We start from the raw sequence: 19,804 nt of genomic DNA, 5'->3' as shown, positions 1-19,804 counted from the left end.
CTAATCCTTAGTTAATTCGAGATTTTTTACGACGAAGTGCCATCAGTGGTGCAACAGCTAGTAGTAACCAGCCGAATGAACCGCTTGATGATTTCTTGTCTTTTTCAATCTCAGTTTCTGGAATCACTGCCTCAGGGAAAGTACAGCTACCATCATCAGTATTGGCGCTTTCATCATAGTTAGATGCTGAGCTGTCAGTACAGCCGAGCTCTTCACCATCAGACATCACCGATAATACAAATGAGCTAGTTGCTGCATCAGTTGGGTTAACGCTGTCGCTAACTTTTACTGTTACATCAATATCACCATGGAAGTGCGCCGCTGGCGTGATAGTCACTGTGCTACCTGATGTGTGACCAGATACTTCATACGTGAAGTTTTCACCTAACACGTCGATTTGGTTGCTCACTTGGTTTTCGTCAGCATAAAGCACGTCAAAACTAATCGTTTCGTTCTCTGCGACCGACATATCAGTTAAGGCTGCCATTTCTAGGTTACCAAGTACTTCAAGATCAAGAGTGATGGTTTCATCATCTGCGCCAACTAAACCATTTGTAAGTGATAGTTGATGTGTTTGATTCGCCGCTTGCTCACCAATGTATGCTTGGAATTTCACGTCAAACTTAGAGATTTCAGGGCCTGTGTAGTCAAGACAGACAACCAGTTTGTCGTGCAGTACTTCGTCCATATTGTTGAAACCGTACTTGTTACCGATGTTTAAATCGATTGGAATATCACCACTGATAAAGCCACGGCCATCGGCAGCTTTCAAGCCGATAGAGCCTTGTGCATCAACTAAGCTTAGGTTGTCATAAGCAAATAGTAGCTCGTATTCACCTGGCTCATAGTCAATGCCCATACGCATGAACATTTCAACATCAACAGATTGGCCTTCAGTTCTTGAACGCTGGATATTATCCCACTCAAGTACTAACCACTCACGCGATACTGTGTAAGTTGGTGTGATACCTGCGTTGGCGTCATAGTTACCGTAACCCGCGTCAACACGCTCTGGGATCATGTTGTCACCAACCCAGAAAGGTGCGATTAGGTAAGGCGGCGGTGGCGGCTGAGTGTAACCCTCAGGCAGTTCAACGTGGAATGGCGTTGTACGGCCTTGCGAACCAAATGTGACTAAACCAGCTGGGTTAAGTTTAATTGAGTCGAAGTGGTACTTGTTAAAGAATGGGAATGACACATCTTGGTTTGTTTGCATCAGCTCTTTAAATGAGTACTCGAATTCGTTGTAATATTGACCCTGCACCCCTTCAAGTGTGCGCCAGCCTAACTCACGTAATTCTAGGTAATGTGGATCTGGTGAATGCGCCGAAGTTAATGAACACATTTCATCAGTAATGTTGGTGGTAATATTGTAATTACGACCAACATTTTTCGTGGTTTCTTGTGTACCAATAAGCGCAAGCATATTGTCTTCAAGCAGAGGCTCAACTGGTGTTGAGTTAGATGCGACAATACTGTCAGGAACAATGTCTACGCCCACAGGGAACTCAGTATTTAGCGCAAACTGACGCGCTTCATCTTCGTTATTAGCAATGACGCTGATTTCGAAGTCAACTAAATCACCAACAAATGCTTTGTCTTTGTTAGCTGTAAAGGTCACATCTTTATCAACTTGCTCGATGATCACTGGCACAAAACCAAGATTACCCGTATCTTCTGGGTTGCTACCAATATCAAAGCCACCAAAGTAAATATCGCCAATTTCCATATCAGGTAGGTTATAAGCAAGGTCAAGTTCAAGCTCGCCATAACCTGGTACGCTGCTCGGGCCTGTTACAGTGAGTGAACCGTTGTCTTCAGTGGTCACCGCTGTCGCAAACGATACTTCGATGCCTTCATCTACTTCGCCATAACTATAATTTTGCAGGTTCATGTACAACGTGAAGTATTCACCCGCTTCAGGGTCAACAATGTTACAGAAGTTAGTTAGGGTGTAGCTAGTTGACATACATAACGTTTCTTCATAAGACGCGATGCCATCACCGTTACTATCTTTACCCATGAACACAAGTACACGTGACGTGCCATTCATGACGCTTGCACTTAGCATTTTTGCGTCTTCAGGCACTGTTGTCCACTGAATGTGGTTGTTGTTTACAGCTTCTCCTTCACCTTCAACCTCTACGCTATCGAATGGGTCGCCTGGTGTGGTGTCGTTGAATAGGTGAACTGTTTCAACTTGGCCTTTTACTAAGCCGTAAGATTGTGTTGTTAGGTTACTGATTTCATCAGTATTAAATGGACCCACTTTTATCGTCGCAGAGCGGCGATGTGCATCAATTTTAATATACTCAGGTAAACCGGTATCACCAGTGAAAGTCCATACAGGCATTTCTAAAATTGGTGATTCAGGGTTGCTTGAGGTCATTACGATTTGACCTTGGTTACCCGTGTAATCAACAAGTTCTTGTGGCGTTGCTTGTTGGCTTGCTTCAACAGTAACAACAATACTTTGTGTTTCGCCTGCTTTGATATCAAAGTTGCTTGGCTCAACACTAATTTTACTATTACCAATCCAGTTTTCTGTATGAAGTGTCCAGCTTGCGTCTTCTGTCGCCGTAAAGGTTCTGATAAACGTACACTTAAAGCCACAGTCATTATCAACCATGTAAGCTGTGTTTAGCGCTTTTTCGCGGCCACCTAGGCTTGGATTTGCAGCTGCCATGTTGGCAATGCTTTCATCAAGTAGTAGGCCTGCTTTATCAGCGCGCTCAACTTGAATTTTCCCCGCGCCCATTTCAGCAAGTGCAGCATCAAAACCATCATCGGTGTAGTTGTTTAAGTACTGCGCTAAAGCTACTTGATCGTTTGCCGTTAACATCATGGCAGATTGGATTTGCATTGGTGTCCAATCAGGGTGAGATTGTTTTAACAATGCTGCCGCGCCTGCAACGTGTGGGCTTGCCATTGATGTACCAGACATTGATTGCCAGTCTGACGTCGCTGGGTTGCTGGTAAACGGTTGATCGTCTGATGATGGCGCATAGATATCAACACCCGGTGCAGCAACGTCTACAAGTAGGGTGTCAAAGCCAAAGTATGATGGACCACGGCCAGAGAAGTAAGCAATGCGGTCTTTATCTACGGTATCTACGGTGCCTTCGGTTGCTTCAATGGTACCCATGTGGCTGTCGCCAGTGCTTAACCATTCTAATAAGCTTTTACCATCGACGTTTTTAATGTGAATGGTCGGGATTGGGTATGTAACCGATGGAATTGTGTAGTTATCGTAAAATGATACATGGTTATAAATAATTAAACCTTCTGCACCGCCTGCTTTTACGTTTAACGATTTTGAGTAAAGAGGGTAAGAGCTGCGCTTACATACAACAATCACGTCTTGCGCACTTTCATCGATAGCGGTTGCAGGATCATCCACTAAATCAAATGTACCTTCAGGGAATGGCTTGTCACAGTTGGCAAGTGCATAGCTTGAGCTTTCATTTGGATTTTCAAAATCAGTTGCAGGGAAAATTAAACCGGTTAACTCGTTAAAGTTAACGCCTGCGCCTGTGAATGGACCTGGTGCAGAAGTATCGCCACCAGTTAGGTTTTTAAGTTGTTTGTTACCAAAGTTTACTTTGGTTGAAGGGGTATGAGCTGCAACTGTGGTTACCCAAGGTGATGAGTGGTCAGCCGTTGAATATTCAGGGCCACTGTTACCTGCCGCTACCGCTACAAATACACCGCTTTCGGCCGCATTCATGAATGCTTGCTCAATTGGGTCGCTCCATGGATCTTCTTCAAGGCCACCTAATGAAGCGTTCAGTACGTCAACATTATCAATCGCAGCTTGTTCAACGGCTGCTAAGATTGCGCTTGTTGGACAGCCTGCATAAGGGTCACCTGAACCACCAGGCCAACATACTTGGTATGAAATGATATTAGCATGGGGTGCCATACCTGATACTTGCGGGAAAGTTACATTGGTTTCTAAACCAGATGATTGACTTTCATACTCAGTCAGTTTGTAAGGAATATCGTAAAGGATATTACCTGCTGCTGTACCAGCAACGTGTGAGCCATGGCTATGGTAGTCTTCACCATTTTCAGGGCGAGTCTCTTCAAATACAGAATCCACATAAGCTGCGGTGATCTCTGGGTAAGAATAAACACCAATTAGCTTGTCGTTACACAGATCAGCAAATTCAGCAGTCGCACAATCACCTAGGTACTTGTCGCCTAGAGGGTTGGTGTGAGTGTAACCATCGCCGCCTACAGCTGCGAATGATGGGTGATCGGTGTTGATACCCGTATCAATGATACCGACAACGGTGCCTTCACCTTTGTTGCTGCTAGGGTTGCTAGCACTTGCGCTCCAAAGTGCAGAAGCACCTGTTTGCTCAATAGTATTAAACGTATTTAGGCTGTAGATTTTTGAGCGCGTGATCTTCTTAACACCTGCCACTTTAGCAAGGCGCTTTGCTTCATCTTGTGTCATTTTGGTGGTGAAACCGTTTAATGTCACATTGAATGTGCGCTCAACATTTAGGCTCAAGCCTTGCTGGCTCATTGCAGTACTCAGTACTGACTGGCGCTTACTTGCTAGGTGATGTGCATACGTTGCAATGGCTGGCTGTGCCATATTCAACGTTGAGCGCGTAGTTGCTTGTTGCGTCTGCATTACAACTTCTTTAGTGCTCGCAAGCCCTTTAACACCACCTTGGTAAGCCGAAATTGGTGCATCGTCCAGTTGCACGATATAAGTTTGAATACCACTAATATCTTTCTCTGGTGTGAAAACGCGGCTTTGTTTTTTAACTGTGTTATTAACCTTGTCTTCCCACACAAATTCATTGCTAACGGTTTGCTTTGGCGCATAGCCTGCTGGCTGTTCTGGCCATGCTTGGTCATTTAGCGCAGCAGCAGACGTACCTACACCTAAGTAAAGTGCAGATGCGACCATCACTGATACTTTTTTCATATTGAACATGTGATCTAACTTCCCTCGAAGGATTATAATTATGAGCTCGCGCTAGCGGCGAACGGTTGTAATCAGTAGGGATAGTGTTGAGTTGTGACTATAACATCAATGAAATGTAAACAATTGGCACACACTGTTACAGCTTGGTACATTTTTACCGAAAAACTGCTTATCGAAACAGAATACTTGCTCTTGCACCATTCAAGGTTTGTGCGTTATCTAAGCTAAATTTTGCGTTATTCCATAGGCACAGTTGCTTAACGATTGATAAGCCAAGGCCAACACCTTGATAGCCTGTTTGGTGCACCGAAGCGGTTTTAGAAAATGGCTGCATGAGGCTTGCGCGCATGTGTTCTGGGATCCCCGGGCCATCATCTTCAATCACCAGCAAAGTGCCGCTTTCGCATTGTGAAAGGCTGATATGAACTTGCGTTTTAGCAAAGCGAACCGCATTCCCAAGTAAGTTTTGCAATAAGCGTTGAAAGCTTTGTTTATCAACGCAAATGGCTGTTAATTCGCAGTCAAGATGAATAGCTAAAAGGCTATAGTTTTGAAACTTAGCAATGCAGGGCTGTAATAGTTCATTTGGGCAGTAGTCTTTAACTAACAAGGTGGGTTCGCATTGTTTAAGCTCGGCATAGGTTAAAAACTCTTCGACTAATAGCTCAAGTTCAATAATGTCTTGCAACACACTGTGCCGATAAGCGTTGTTATCAACGACTGCTTCGAGGGCGAATTTAGCCCGCGAAATAGGCGTTAAAAAGTCATGGGAAACAGCATTGATCAATTCGCGTTGGCTTTGATTGCGGTTATGAAGCGCTAATGCCATATTATCGAAAGTATCGCCAATACTCTTTAGCAAGCTAAAACGTGTGAAGTGCACTTGTGCAGTAAAGTCAGCATTAGAAATTTTACTACTGGCCTTGCGCAGTTTATTTAAGTCAAACAGCAGTGGGCCAGTAAAAATTACCACCGCTAAGGCAAGGCTAGAGTAAAACAGTAGGCTCACTAAAGACTGATAACCCTGATCAGCAGGTAGGCTGTATGGGCCAATGCTTAATAGGGTCTGTCTATCATCTGCAAGTTTATGAAAGTAAACATTGTTATTGGCATCGTTAACACTAATTACCTGACCTGCTAAAAGTGATGCCTGTAATTGTTCACCAAGGTAAAAGTTCGCCAGAGGTGTGTGTTTAATAGCAGGGTTATTGGGCGCAAGACTCAAGATGTTTTCTGCTAACTGCTGCTCTGTACTGTAACTTGGTGGGTTTGGAAAATAAGTTTCCAATAACCAAGCGGCACTTCCTAGACAAACTGCGAGGGTTAAATACAAATAACAAAACAGGCGTAGCAAACTGCATTAACCCCACGCTTGTGGAGAAAAAATATATCCTTTACCCCAAACCGTGACGATTTTTTGTGCTGGCACCGCTTCGTCACCGAGTTTTTTGCGTAAGCGACTAATGCGGCCATCGATAGTGCGGCTTTGACCATCGTATTTACGGCCAATGGTACCATCAAATAATTGGTCTCGACTGACCAACTGGCCCGCTGATTTAGCAAGCTGCATCAAAATTTCGAACTCTGCACTGGTCAGTTCAAGTGGCTGGCTATGCAGGTAAGCTTCGCGCTGAATAGTATTAATACTCAACGAGCCAAAGCGAATATTATGGGCGTTGTGAGTGGTGCTTGTTGGTTTTATAGCTTGGCTGCGACGAATCGTGTTATTTATTCGCGCTAATAAAATGGACGGGGAAACAGGCTTGGTTAGGTAATCATCGGCGCCTAGCTCAAGGCCAGTAATATGATCGACTTGGCTCTGCCTTGCGGTCATAAAAATAATTGGCGTATCTTGGTATTGTTTTAGTTCTTTAAAGATCTCAAAGCCATCTTCCGAGCCTAATCCGATATCGAGCAAAATTAAGTCGTATTTCTTACTACTTGCTTGGTAACAGGCATGGCAACCACTATCAAAGTGTTCAATGATATAACCATGATTGCTCAAATAATTAGAGACTAGCTGGGCAAGTTTTAAATCATCTTCAATATATAAAATAGTATGCTGGCTCATCAAAAAATACTCCATGCGATATCACGTCGGCGTTTTTTAACATGCTGGTGGAATAAACTAATTTCAGTGCTTTCTAGTGGTTCTAGCTGCTCGCTGAGTAGCTCTAACACAATGTTGCGATTATTTTGCACTGTGATTGCAAAGTTCTGCCCTTGATTTGGCTTTTGGCAGAACAGCCTAATTTCTTGATCAGTAACACGAATGCACACCGTTTCGCTGACTTCGGTATACCAATTAATCGATACATCCATCACGCAATCTTGCTCTACCGTTACACAGTTTTCAGGTGTTGCCTCGATATAACCGGCTTGTGCGAATGTACTGCCAACAAACGCGAGGCTAAAAATGAATAGGAGTGAAAAAAGCCGAGAGCGCAACATCATCAGTAATTCCACGCCAAGCCAGCATAAAAAGACAATAAGTTACGGTCATCAATAAGGGGGCTATCGGCGATACCTGAAGATAAGCGTTGGTATTTTACATCGCTTATGAATTGCCATTGTTGATTAAATTGATATTGATAGCTGGCTTTTAGATTGTATTTTTGACTGGAGTGACCTAAAAAAGGGCTAAATCCGGCTCGTATCTCTTTTGCAGCACTGCCATAGTAGTAATCCACTAAACCGGCACTTAAATGCTGTATTTCGGCGCCGAGTAAAACCAGATGTTGATCAAACAAAAACAAGCGCTGTGCAGACAATGCCCCTTGTAACCCTTTGTGATAGTTGGTGAGCTCCATTGACCAATACGCGCTAAAACGCCAGCTTTGCCAGTCAACAATCGCTTCAATACCGCTCATGGCCGACAGTTTACGTTTTGATATTTTAGTAATATCACCGCGGCGCTTTATCACCACTGGTGCTTCAATGCTTGAACCGGGTGGTGGGGGTGTCATTGAAGGGCGGCCGCTGGTTGTTCTAATTGCAGTTAGTGCTGCTGAGTGTTTGGCAAAATACAGCCCATCTTCATTGAGTTGGGTGAATAACGACACTTGATAGTGATCGCCCCACACGGGTGTCCAAGCAAACTGAGTATTTGCAAATGAAAAGTCACCGGCAAATACTTCAATACGCGGTAGGGCATAAAGAGGAATGTTGTCTTTTTTATAAACTGGGTTGTCGAGTTGACCATAGCCTAGGCTTAAACCAAGGCTTACTCCTTCATCTGCTAAATACGCAGAGTCAGTGCTGCTTGCCATTGCTGAAAGGCAAAGCGCACTAATTAGAAATAAAGATCGTAGCCCAAGCGAGCAACTACCTAGAACAGTCACAAATAAACAACCTAAATGAAAAATCTCGTTAACATTAAGTTGTTATTAATGGCTTGAACAATGAAATAATGTACCAAATTGTAGCAAGGTCTGGTTTTTGTAATCTAAATTAGTTAAGTAAGTTGCTTGATAAATAAGCATATTTCACTACTTTTCCTTGGTTATTTTGAGCGGTGTTGTCATTTCTTTAGTTAGAAAAAGTTATTAACAATAAAATGGAGTTAAAACCTGCGCTTAGCGGTACAAAATAGGCCTAAATACACGTCATTACTGGCATAGCGCTTTATTAAGTTGCTATTTGGATGAGTTTTTGCGATATTATTTATATTATAATATTAACAGGAAGCTAATAAGATGACTCTGCCTAGTTCTCAATCTGCAAATGCTATTCGCATACTTGCTGTCGATGCCGTTCAACAAGCTAACTCTGGCCACCCTGGTGCGCCGATGGGTATGGCTGATATTGCAGCGGTATTGTGGCAAAACTTTCACCGCCATAACCCATTAAACCCAGACTGGTCTAACCGTGACCGCTTTGTGTTATCAAATGGCCATGGTTCAATGCTTCAATATGCATTGTTACACCTTAGCGGTTACGACGTAAGCATTGAAGATATTATGCAATTCCGTCAGCTTCACTCTAAAACACCGGGTCACCCAGAATATGGATACACACCGGGTGTTGAAACAACCACAGGCCCATTAGGTTCTGGTATTGCTAACGCAGTTGGTATGGCAATCGCTGAAAAAACCTTAGCGGCGCAATTCAATAAGCCACAATTTGAAATTGTTGATCACTTCACTTACTGCTTTATGGGTGATGGCTGTCTAATGGAAGGTATCTCGCACGAAGCATGTTCGCTGGCGGGTACGTTAGGTCTAGGCAAGCTAATCGCATTTTGGGATGACAATGGCATCTCTATCGATGGTGAAGTAGAAGGTTGGTTCACCGACGATACGCCTGCACGTTTTGAATCTTACGGCTGGCAAGTTATTCGTGATGTTGATGGTCACGATATGAATGCAATTGCAGGTGCAATCGAAGCGGCACAAAGCAACACGACGCAACCAACACTAATCTGCTGTAAAACAGTGATTGGTTTTGGCTCGCCAAATAAATCAGGTAGCCACGACTGTCACGGTGCACCACTGGGTCACGACGAAATCGCCGCTGTACGTGAGCAGCTAAACTGGCCACACCCAGCATTTGAAGTTCCACAAGAGGTTTATAACGAGTGGAATACCCAAGCAAAAGGCCAAGAGCTTGAAGGTGCATGGCAGCAAAAGTTTGCAGCTTATAGCAAAGCACATCCTGAACTTGCAAAAGAATATACACGTCGTGTTCTTGAAAAAGCATTACCAGCTAACTTCGCTGAATTAGCTGATGAGTACATTGCTAAATGCCAAGCCGACATGCAAAACATTGCGACACGTAAAGCATCACAAAATGCGATCACCTTCTTTGCTAACCAGCTTCCTGAACTTATGGGTGGCTCTGCCGACCTTGCTGGTTCTAACTTAACCTTATGGCCAGAAGCAAAAGGTTTACAAGATGCTGCTGATGGTAACTACGTATTCTATGGCGTACGTGAGTTTGGTATGAGCGCAATCATGAATGGTATTGCATTACATGGCGGCTTTATCCCATTTGGCGCAACCTTCTTAATGTTTATGGAATACGCACGTAATGCTGTACGTATGGCAGCATTGATGAAAGCACAGAGCATTTTTGTGTATACCCATGACTCAATCGGTCAAGGTGAAGATGGCCCAACTCACCAACCAATCGAGCAAATCGCTAACCTTCGCATGACACCAAATATGACTGCATGGCGTCCGTGTGATGAAACTGAAACTGCGGTAGCTTGGCGCCAAGCGTTATTAAAAGAAACTGGCCCAAGTTCACTGATCTTCAGCCGTCAAGTTACAAAAGCAATGGCACGTGATGCACAGCAAGTTGCTGACATTGCTAAAGGGGGTTATGTACTTGTTGATAGCGAACAAGCTGCAGAGCTTATCCTTATTGCAACGGGTTCTGAGGTAGAACTAGCGGTGAATGCTGCTGCTGAATTAACAGCACAAGGCAAGCAAGTTCGCGTGGTATCTATGCCATCAACGAATCAGTTTGATAGCCAAGATAAAGCATACCGTCAAAGCGTGTTACCAGCGGGTACACCAAAGATTGCTGTTGAAGCTGCACACCGTGACTTCTGGTTCAAGTATGTTGGCCAAGATGGTGATGTACTAGGTATGGACACATTTGGTGAGTCAGCACCAGGCGCAGTACTGCTTGAGCACTTTGGTTTCACAGTGGCAAACCTAGTTGCAAAAGCAAATGCATTACTTGCTGAATAATGTGACTGGCGAAAAATTATCGTAATCGCAACACGATAAACCTACATTTGTGATGATGTGTAGGCAATAAAAAAAGCCCGCAAACTTTGGTTTGCGGGCTTTTTGCTGCTTAAACAATCGGTTTAAACTAGTTCGCTTAAGATTGACTCTAGTTTCTCTTGGTCAATTGCGAACTGACGAATACCTTGGCTTAGCTTTTCAGTAGCCATGGCATCTTCATTCATTTCCCAGCGGAAAGCTTGCTCAGTCATTGCAGCTGGCGCTTCTGCTTTTTCTGTTGCTGGTAATAGTTTTTGAGTTAATGGTGCGTCAGTTGCAGCTAATTCAGCAAGTAACTTAGGGCTGATAGTTAAACGGTCACAACCTGCTAATTCTTGGATTTCACCGATGTTACGGAAGCTTGCGCCCATTACAATCGTTTCGTAGCCGTGCTTTTTGAAGTAGTTGTAGATATGCGTTACTGACTTAACACCCGGATCGTTAGCACCGTCGAAATCAGCGCTTGCATCTTGTGCTTTGTACCAGTCAAGAATACGACCAACGAATGGTGAAATTAGGTAAGCGCCCACCTCGGCACAAGCACGTGCTTGAGCAAATGCAAATACCAGTGTTAGGTTGCAACGAATACCTTGCGCTTCAAGTACCTTGGCTGCTTGAATACCTTCCCATGTTGAAGCAATTTTGATTAACACGCGCGATGTGTCGATGCCTTGCTCTTTATATAGAGCAACAAGCTCAAGTGCTTTATCAATGGTTGCTTGAGTATCAAATGATAAACGCGCATCCACTTCTGTTGAAACTAAACCTGGCACTTGCTCCATTAATTTAGAGCCAATTAATACCGCTAGCTTGTCGGCTGCTTTTGTTACAACTTCAGCTGCGTCACTGCTTTGTGCTTTTGCCCATGATACGGCTTCGGCAGCAAGTGGGCGATATTTTTCAATTTGAATCGCGTTTAAGATTAGTGATGGGTTTGTTGTTGCATCTTGCGGTTTATATTCGTTGATTGCTTCAAAATCACCCGTGTCAGCAACAACGGTTGTCACTGCTTTAAGTTGTTCTAATTGACTAGACATAGTTTTCCCATTCTTATCATACAAAAGTTAATGTAGTGGCTTTAACCTATTATTTGTGCTGAAAAAACAATCTAATCTTCCAGAGAAACTGCGCAATAAATCGCCCGCCAGCAGCAAATAATCCTGTTAATAATATTTTTATAATACCTTTACAATTTGGTATTGTTGATATTATCATACAAATAAAGATAATGACTAACAATGTTAGTAAGCAATTAGTGAAAGGTAATTATGTCTCGTTATACGTTGGGATTAGACTACGGGTCAGACTCGGTAAGAGCATTACTCGTTGATGTTGCGACTGGTGAAGAACTTGCCAGCCATTTAGTAAACTACCCGCGTTGGGCGCAAGGCTTATATTGTGACCCAAGTAAGGATCAGTTTCGTCAGCATCCACAAGACTATATTGATAGCCTTGTAGAAGTAGTAAATGGTCTATGGTCACAAGTTCCAGCGGGTACTGCAGACAAAGTAGTGGGTATGAGCTTTGATACAACTGGCTCAACGCCTGTGGCAATTAATAGCCAAGGTACACCACTGGCATTAACTGAAGAATTTGCAGAAAATCCAAATGCGATGTTCATTTTGTGGAAAGACCATACGTCTATTAAAGAAGCAAATGAAATCACTGCAGCTGCCACTAACAACGATGTGAACTACCTTTCACACATGGGCGGTATCTACTCTTCTGAGTGGTACTGGGCCAAAGCATTACATATTTTCCGCGTTGATAGCAGTGTAAAAGCAGCCACTTATTCATGGGTTGAACACTGCGATTGGATGACCGCGCTAATGTGCGGCACAACTCACCCTGAAGTATTAAAGCTAGGGCGTTGTGCAACGGGCCACAAACAAATGTGGAACGAGCAGTGGGGCGGTTTCCCACCAAACAGCTTCTTCAGCAATATCGATCCACTATTAGATGGTGTTGTTGATACGTTAAATGCAACCACAGAGCCAAGCGACCAAGTTGCTGGCAACTTAACTGCTGAGTGGGCCGAGAAGCTAGGTTTATCTCAAGGTATCGTTGTTGGTTACGGTGCATTTGACTGTCACATGGGTGCAGTCGCTGCCAATGTTCGCCCTGGTGTTCTAACCAAAGTAATGGGTACCTCAACGTGTGACATCACAGTCACGTCTAAAGAACAACTAGGTGATACTTGCGTTAAAGGTATTTGTGGTCAAGTTGATGGTTCAGTGATCCCTGGGTTAATTGGCTTAGAAGCGGGTCAATCTGCATTCGGTGACTTATACGCATGGTTCAAAAACCTAGTACTTTGGCCAACTCGTCAACTTACAAATCTATCTGACGCTGAGCAAGCGTTAGTTAACAAGCTAGAAGACTCAATCTTAGTTGATCTATCAAAAGCAGCGGCAGCACTGCCTGTATCAAGCAGCGACGTAACTGCGCTTGATTGGGTAAATGGTCGTCGTACGCCAGATGCTGACCAAAGCGTTGCCATGGCATTAACAGGCTTAAAAATGGGCACTGATGCACCTAAGTTCTTCAAAGCGCTTGTTGAAGCAACTGCGTTTGGCGCACGTGCTATCACTGAGCGCTTCCGTAGTGAAGGCGTACCAATCGAGTCAGTGGTTGTTATCGGCGGTATCTCTAAAAAATCAGACTACGTAATGCAAACCTGTGCTGATGTTTGGAATTGCCCAATCGACGTTTTAGAAAGTGAGCAAAGCTGTGCATTGGGTGCGGCAATTATGGCTGCGGTTGCTGCGGGTGAGCACGCAACAGTAGCAGATGCTCAAAAAGTTATGGCGTCCTCTGTATGTCATCAGTATTTACCAAACCCTGAGCGCGTTGCTGTGTATGACGAGCTTTATGCCAACTACCAAGCACTTGCAAGCTATGTAAACGGAGACAAAGCATGAGTTTTACAGAACTAAAACGTGAAGTCTATGAAGCGAACATGGAGCTGCAACGTCGTGGCTTAGTGATTTATACCTTTGGTAACGTATCGCAAATAGACCGCGACAAAGGCGTAATTGCGATTAAACCAAGTGGTGTATCGTACGACCAAATGAAAGCCGACGACATGGTGATCGTCGACCTTGAAAACAACATCGTTGAAGGGTCTATGCGTCCGTCTTCTGACACTAAAACGCATGTTCATTTATATCGCCACTTCGATGCAATTGGCGGTGTAACACACACGCATTCGACCTATGCAACTGCATGGGCGCAAGCAAAACAAAGCATTCCTTGCCTTGGCACAACTCACGCTGATTATGTACATGGTGACATCACCTGTACTCGTGAGCTAACCGATGAGCAAGTGAATGGCGATTATGAATTAGAAACCGGTATTCAAATTACTGATGCGTATCAAGACCGCGATCCGAAAGCTGCACCTATGGTGATTGTTGCGGGTCATGCGCCTTTCACGTGGGGTAAAGATGCCGCTCAGTCTGTATACCATGCCGCGCTACTCGAAGAGATTGCACGCATGGCGTATTTAACACGCACTTTAGATCCACACGCAGCTGAACTTAAAAAAGCAGTGATGGATAAACATTATCTACGTAAGCACGGTAAAAACGCGTATTACGGTCAGAGCAAATAGCAAGAATTTAGAGGATTATTAACATGACGACGATGACGAAAGAAGTCTGGTTTGTTACCGGCTCACAACATCTTTATGGTCCTAAGGTGTTAGAAACGGTTGCCAAAGACAGCGAAGCAATTGTAGCGGGCTTAAACAGCGAAGCGAACCTACCAGTAAACTTGGTATGTAAGCCTACCGTTAAGTCACCTGAAGAAATTCACGCTGTTTGCCAAGCGGCAAATACGGATCCTAACTGTGTTGGTTTAGTATTATGGATGCACACTTTCTCACCTGCGAAAATGTGGATTGCTGGCCTAAGCGAATTACGTAAGCCTTGGTTACACCTTCATACTCAGTTCAATGCAGCCCTTCCTTGGTCTGACATCAACATGAACTACATGAATACGCACCAAAGTGCACACGGTGACCGTGAGTTCGGTTTTATCGGTACTGTAATGCGTAAAGAGCGTAAAGTTGTTGCAGGTCACTGGCAACGTGCTGACGTACAACAGCAGTTAGATGACTGGTGTCGTGCGGCAAAAGGTTGGGCAGAAAGCCAAACACTTAAAGTTGCGCGTTTTGGCGACAACATGCGTCAAGTTGCGGTGACTGAAGGTAACAAAGTTTCAGCGCAAATTACCTTTGGTTATGAAGTACATGCGTTTGGTGTCGCTGAGCTTGTAAAAGTGGTTGATACAATCACAGAAGACGAAATCGATGCACAATTAGCGCTTTATAAGCAAGACTACGTAATTGCTGACGAGACTCTACAAGACGATTACGCAGTGAAAATGCTACGCAACGAAGCACGTTTAGAGCTTGGTATGGAGCGTTTCTTAGAGAAAGGCGGCTTTAAAGCATTCACAAACTGTTTTGAAGACTTATCAGGTCTTTCTGGTCTTCCGGGTCTTGCTACACAGCGCCTAATGTCGAAAGGCTATGGTTACGGTGGTGAGGGTGACTGGAAAACAGCTGCTATGGTTCGCATCATGAAAGTAATGGGTGAAGGCCGTGACGGCGGTTGTTCATTCATGGAAGATTACACTTACAACATGGGTGAGACTGACCAAGTACTTGGCGCGCACATGTTAGAAGTGTGTCCTTCAATTGCAGCGCAAAAACCACGTCTTGAAGTTCACCAGCACACTATTGGTGTGAAATGTGATGTAGGTCGTTTATTGTTTACTGCAAAACCGGGTGCTGCAATCAACGTATCACCAATTGATATGGGTAACCGTTTCCGTATCTTAATCAACGAAGTAGACACAGTGGCTCCGCCAGCTGATTTACCTCACTTACCGGTTGCTTCAGCGCTTTGGGAACCAAAACCAAATCTATCTGTAGCATCAGCTGCATGGATCCACGCCGGTGGTGCACACCACACTGCATACAGCCAAGCAGTAACAACCGATATGATTATCGATTTTGCTGAAATGGCTGGCGTTGAAACGATGATCATCGATAACGATACGACGATCCGTGGTTTCAAAACAGAGCTTCGTCATAACGCAGCTTACTACATGCTAAAACGTGGCCTGTAAGAATTAGTACTTTATGTACTAGAACGTGCTGTGTGTGAGCACGTTCACCCCAAATTTTGTTGTCGATTAAGCCAGTGATGAGCCACGCTCTTCGCTGGCTTATGCTATTGTGAAGCGAAACTTTTTAGGAGTAGATATGATCGATTTAAGCGCCTACCAAGGCATTATTTTTGATATGGATGGCACCTTAATTGACTCAATGGGCAGTCACTTACAGGCATGGCAGAAAGCTTGCGAAGCCTATGGGTATCCATTCGATTACGACTACATGTATAGCTTAGGTGGCATTCCGACCGTTAAAACAATTGAAATGCTTAACGAAAAATTTGGTTTAGAACACGACCCTCTGGTTGTGGCAAAAGATAAACACCAGTTTTGGGTTGATTTACAGCACCAACCGCTGGTAATTGACGAAACCGTCGCAGTACTTGAAAAGTACCATGGTGTATTACCGATTGGGGTAGGCACAGGCGCTGACCGCGAACATGCAATTGATCATCTAACTGATACCAATTTAATAAATAAAATAGGTGCGTTAGTGACTGCCAGTGATGTAAGTAAAGGCAAGCCGAACCCAGAAACATTCTTAAAAGTGGCAGCGCTTTTAGGTGTTGAACCAAGTCAATGTGTGGTGTTTGAAGACACGCAAATTGGCTACCAAGCCGCCAAAAGTGCGGGGATGGATTGCATCATGGTGAAAGACGGCAAAATCCAACTTTAGCGATTAAATTTGCAATGACACCTGTATTTGTATTATAAAACTATAAATACAATTACAAAAAGGTTATTCATATGTCATTGCAATGTGTTTTCCAAGGTTTAAAAACAACTCATCAAACAGCCAGTTCGAACACGAAAAAGTCGCGCGGGCTTTATGCATTGTTGGTGACATGTGGGATTGCCCTTACACCAGCGTGTGCTCATCAAGGAGACAATATGACGACTTCCCCTTCAGCATCAATGACGGCCTATGGCGTACTTGCTGATCAAACCCCAGTTAATCAAGTAACGCTGACTAACAGCAATGGTATTAGCGTTGATGTGATTAACTACGGCGGCATTATCACGCGTATTGAGACGCCAGATGCAAAAGGCGAAATGGGTAATATTGTACTGGGTTTAGATAACCTAGAAGCATACACAAAAGCGACAACTTACTACGGTGCAATCATCGGGCGTTTTGGTAACCGTATCGCAAACGGTAAATTCACCTTAAACGGCACTGAATACCAATTAGCGACTAACGATGGTGACAACCATTTACATGGTGGTGTGCAAGGTTTCGATAAGAAAGTATGGAACATGACACCGTTCACGACGCAAAACAGTGCTGGCGTTACTTTAAGTTTAGTGAGCCCTGATGGTGACCAAGGTTACCCGGGTGAAGTGACGACAGAAGTGACTTACACGCTAACGAACAACAACACGCTAGATATGCAGTTTATTGCGACAACAAGCAAGCCTACCATTATCAATATGACGCAACACAGCTACTTCAACCTAGCGGGTAAAGGCGACATTCTTGATCACCAAATGCAAATCAACGCAAAAGCAATTACGCCTGTGGATGGCGGCTTGATCCCAACTGGTGAGTTGATGGATGTGGCTGGCACACCGTTTGACTTCCTTACTGCTAAAGCAATTGGTCAAGATATCAAAGCAAGCAACGAACAACTGAAACTTGGTAAAGGTTATGACCATAACTTTGTGCTTAAAGACACGCCAAGCAATGAGCTTGTAGAAGCTGCGACGGTTTACGAAGCAAACTCAGGCCGTACGTTAACAGTTTACACAGAAGAGCCTGCAGTACAGTTTTATTCAGGTAACTTCTTAGACGGTAGTACTCAGCAAGCGTCTGGCTTAGTGCATAATTTCAGAAGTGGTTTTTGTTTAGAGCCACAGCATTTCCCTGATGCACCTAATCAGCCAACGTTCCCAAGCACAACATTACTGCCAGGTGACGTGTATTCAACACGCATCGTGTACGAATTTGGTACAAAATAAAGGAACACAAACGTGAAAACAACAAAGCTTAAAAACGCAATGCAAAAGGCTGGTTTAGCTAGCCTATTTGCCTTGTCGTTTAGCGCTCTGACGGGCTGTCAGACTACGGCTGAAGACAACACAGCCAAAGCAGATGTCGCAGCCACAGCAAAAGCGCCAATTCAAGATGATGGTATTTTTACTAATCCTCTTTTCCCAAATGGCGCCGATCCATGGCTTGAGTATTGGGATGGTAACTATTACCTAACTACAACAACATGGACTTCTGAGTTAGTAATGCGTAAATCACCAACATTAGCGGGCCTTGCTGATGCAACACCTATCAATGTTTGGTCTGATTCGAACCCTGAGCGCTGTTGTAACTTCTGGGCGTTTGAATTCCATCGTCTAAAAGGGCCAAACGGCTACCGTTGGTACATGATGTACACAGCCGGTACTGATGGCACTTTAGATAACCAACACTTAAACGTATTAGAAAGTGCTGGTGATGACCCTATGGGTCCATACGAATACAAGGGCGCATTAATGCCTAACGTATGGAACATCGACGGTAACTACCTAACATACAAAGAAAAGCTATATGTGATCTACTCACAATGGCAGGGTGATCAGCAATTAAACATTATTGCTGAAATGGAAAACCCATGGACTCTGAAGAAGAACTCACCGCATACGGTGATCACACGTCCTGAGCTAGATTGGGAAATAAGTGGTCGTAAAGTAACTGAAGGCGCTGAAATTTTACAGCACAATGGCCGTACGTTTATGACGTACTCAGCGAGCTTCTGTAATACTCCTGATTACAAACTAGGTATGCTTGAGCTTGTTGGTGACGATCCGCTTAAAGCGAGCAGCTGGAAAAAATACGACAAGCCAGTATTTGAGCGTACAGAAGAAGTGTTTGGCCCAGGTCACAACGGCTTTTTCACATCGCCAGACGGCACAGAAGATTGGTTAGTTTATCACGGTAATGATTCGGTAGAGCACGGTTGTAGTGCGACTCGTTCATTACGTGCGCAAAAATTCACTTGGAACGACGATGGCACACCAAGCTTTGGTAAACCATTAACACCAGGCGTTGAAGTAGCTCCGCCATCAGGTGAATACGGCCCACTGGTAACGCGAGTGCAAGGTCAACGTTACCAATTAGTGAATGCAACAAGCGGCTTATGTTTAGACATTGCAGCTGATCCACAAGATGCACGTGCAGTTCAACGTCAGTGTGCAAGCACCAATGGTCAATGGGTTATTGATGCAACAACAGATGGTTTTGTTCGTTTAGCTAACCGTGAAGACAGTAAGTTCTTAGAGCTTGAAAGCTGTAATGATGCAGATAACGCTAAAGTACAATCTGCAGCATGGCGCAATAACTTCTGCCAACAGTGGAAAGTAGCACCAAGTACAGATGGTAATGTCTCTATTACTAACCGTTATACAGGCAAGCCATTAGCGGCTGCTGGTTGTTCTGCCGCACAAAACCAAGCGGTTTTACAGCAAAGCAACGCAACAGCGTGTGGCGACTGGCAATTACGCCCTATGGGCAGTGTTGCCGTATTAAGCCAACAAAGTGGTAAAGCACTTAGCGTGGCTGGTACGGTTAAAGCGGGTACCAATGTTGAGCAACAAGCTTTTACGCATAAAGATGCACAGCAATGGTTCTTCACACCAACAGATACAGGCTATGTAAGCCTTAAGCAAAGCGCTGATAGCGAGTTCTGTGCTGCGGTAGCTGATAACGCCTTAGTACCAGGTGCCAACGTAGAAATGGCGTCTTGTGCAGCGAAAACAGCACAGTGGCGTATTGCTCCGGTAGAAGGCGGTGGCGTTATGCTGATCAACCGCTACACAAAACAAGCGCTTGGTTTAAGTGACTGTGGTTTAGCTGAAAACACTAATTTCGCACAACAACCTGATTTAGGTAACAAGTGCCAAGTGTTCCATCTGCGTGAACCAAATTAAGTTATAAGTAAAAAATCGACTCAAC

General features: G+C 44.1%; 13 protein-coding genes. 7 read left to right on the top strand and 6 right to left on the bottom strand.

Features of this window, described 5'->3' with window-relative positions:
- Window positions 1-7: 7 nt before the first annotated feature.
- From P4S60_RS16670 to P4S60_RS16650, 5 genes are all read right to left on the bottom strand, one after another.
- Entirely contained in the window at window positions 8-4,954 is a 4,947-nt protein-coding gene (locus tag P4S60_RS16670; protein ID WP_337116681.1) for a S8 family serine peptidase, read from the bottom strand.
- A 160-nt stretch (window positions 4,955-5,114) separates the two neighbouring features.
- Entirely contained in the window at window positions 5,115-6,233 is a 1,119-nt protein-coding gene (locus P4S60_RS16665; protein ID WP_337116680.1) for an ATP-binding protein, read from the bottom strand.
- A 72-nt stretch (window positions 6,234-6,305) separates the two neighbouring features.
- On the bottom strand, window positions 6,306-7,016 hold the full coding sequence (locus P4S60_RS16660; RefSeq protein WP_337116679.1) for a response regulator transcription factor: 711 nt from the start codon (window positions 7,014-7,016) through the stop codon (window positions 6,306-6,308).
- A complete protein-coding gene (locus P4S60_RS16655) occupies window positions 7,016-7,399 on the bottom strand; it encodes a DUF3019 domain-containing protein (protein ID WP_337116678.1) in 384 nt (127 codons plus the stop codon). Before P4S60_RS16655 ends, P4S60_RS16660 begins: the two co-directional genes overlap by 1 nt.
- On the bottom strand, window positions 7,399-8,214 hold the full coding sequence (locus P4S60_RS16650; protein ID WP_337116677.1) for a MipA/OmpV family protein: 816 nt from the start codon (window positions 8,212-8,214) through the stop codon (window positions 7,399-7,401). The genes P4S60_RS16655 and P4S60_RS16650 overlap by 1 nt, the downstream gene beginning before the upstream one ends.
- Window positions 8,215-8,640: 426 nt before the next feature.
- Between P4S60_RS16650 and tkt the strand changes: the two genes are divergently transcribed.
- Window positions 8,641-10,641 (top strand): transketolase, encoded by a 2,001-nt coding sequence (gene tkt / locus P4S60_RS16645; protein ID WP_337116676.1) that lies wholly within the window; start codon window positions 8,641-8,643, stop codon window positions 10,639-10,641.
- Window positions 10,642-10,763: 122 nt separating this feature from the next.
- Here the strand turns inward: tkt and tal are convergent, their stop codons facing one another.
- On the bottom strand, window positions 10,764-11,717 hold the full coding sequence (gene tal, locus P4S60_RS16640) for a transaldolase (protein WP_054552268.1): 954 nt from the start codon (window positions 11,715-11,717) through the stop codon (window positions 10,764-10,766).
- 231 nt (window positions 11,718-11,948) lie between these two features.
- Between tal and P4S60_RS16635 the strand changes: the two genes are divergently transcribed.
- From P4S60_RS16635 to P4S60_RS16610, 6 genes are all read left to right on the top strand, one after another.
- Complete coding sequence (locus P4S60_RS16635; RefSeq protein WP_337116675.1) at window positions 11,949-13,601, top strand: ribulokinase; 1,653 nt, start codon at window positions 11,949-11,951, stop codon at window positions 13,599-13,601.
- A complete protein-coding gene (locus tag P4S60_RS16630) occupies window positions 13,598-14,293 on the top strand; it encodes an L-ribulose-5-phosphate 4-epimerase (RefSeq protein WP_054552270.1) in 696 nt (231 codons plus the stop codon). Before P4S60_RS16635 ends, P4S60_RS16630 begins: the two co-directional genes overlap by 4 nt.
- 23 nt (window positions 14,294-14,316) lie before the next feature.
- Window positions 14,317-15,816 carry an L-arabinose isomerase gene (gene araA / locus P4S60_RS16625; RefSeq protein ID WP_188729276.1) on the top strand — a complete coding sequence of 500 codons (1,500 nt, stop codon included), beginning with the start codon at window positions 14,317-14,319 and terminating at the stop codon, window positions 15,814-15,816.
- Window positions 15,817-15,952: 136 nt separating this feature from the next.
- The gene (locus tag P4S60_RS16620; RefSeq protein WP_337116674.1) at window positions 15,953-16,537 is read left to right on the top strand and encodes an HAD family hydrolase; all 585 of its coding nucleotides are present in this window, start codon (window positions 15,953-15,955) and stop codon (window positions 16,535-16,537) included.
- 71 nt (window positions 16,538-16,608) lie between these two features.
- Window positions 16,609-17,820, top strand: coding sequence for an aldose epimerase family protein (locus P4S60_RS16615; RefSeq protein ID WP_337116673.1), 1,212 nt, complete (start codon window positions 16,609-16,611; stop codon window positions 17,818-17,820).
- 12 nt (window positions 17,821-17,832) lie between these two features.
- Window positions 17,833-19,779: an RICIN domain-containing protein gene (locus P4S60_RS16610; RefSeq protein ID WP_337116672.1), complete on the top strand. Its 1,947-nt coding sequence runs from the start codon at window positions 17,833-17,835 to the stop codon at window positions 19,777-19,779.
- The last annotated feature ends 25 nt before the right edge of the window (window positions 19,780-19,804 follow it).

Origin of the sequence: Pseudoalteromonas sp. Hal040 (assembly GCF_037162425.1) — a bacterium.
GTDB classification, from domain to species: Bacteria; Pseudomonadota; Gammaproteobacteria; order Enterobacterales; family Alteromonadaceae; genus Pseudoalteromonas; species Pseudoalteromonas gelatinilytica.
This window is presented reverse-complemented; position numbering and strand designations above follow the sequence as displayed.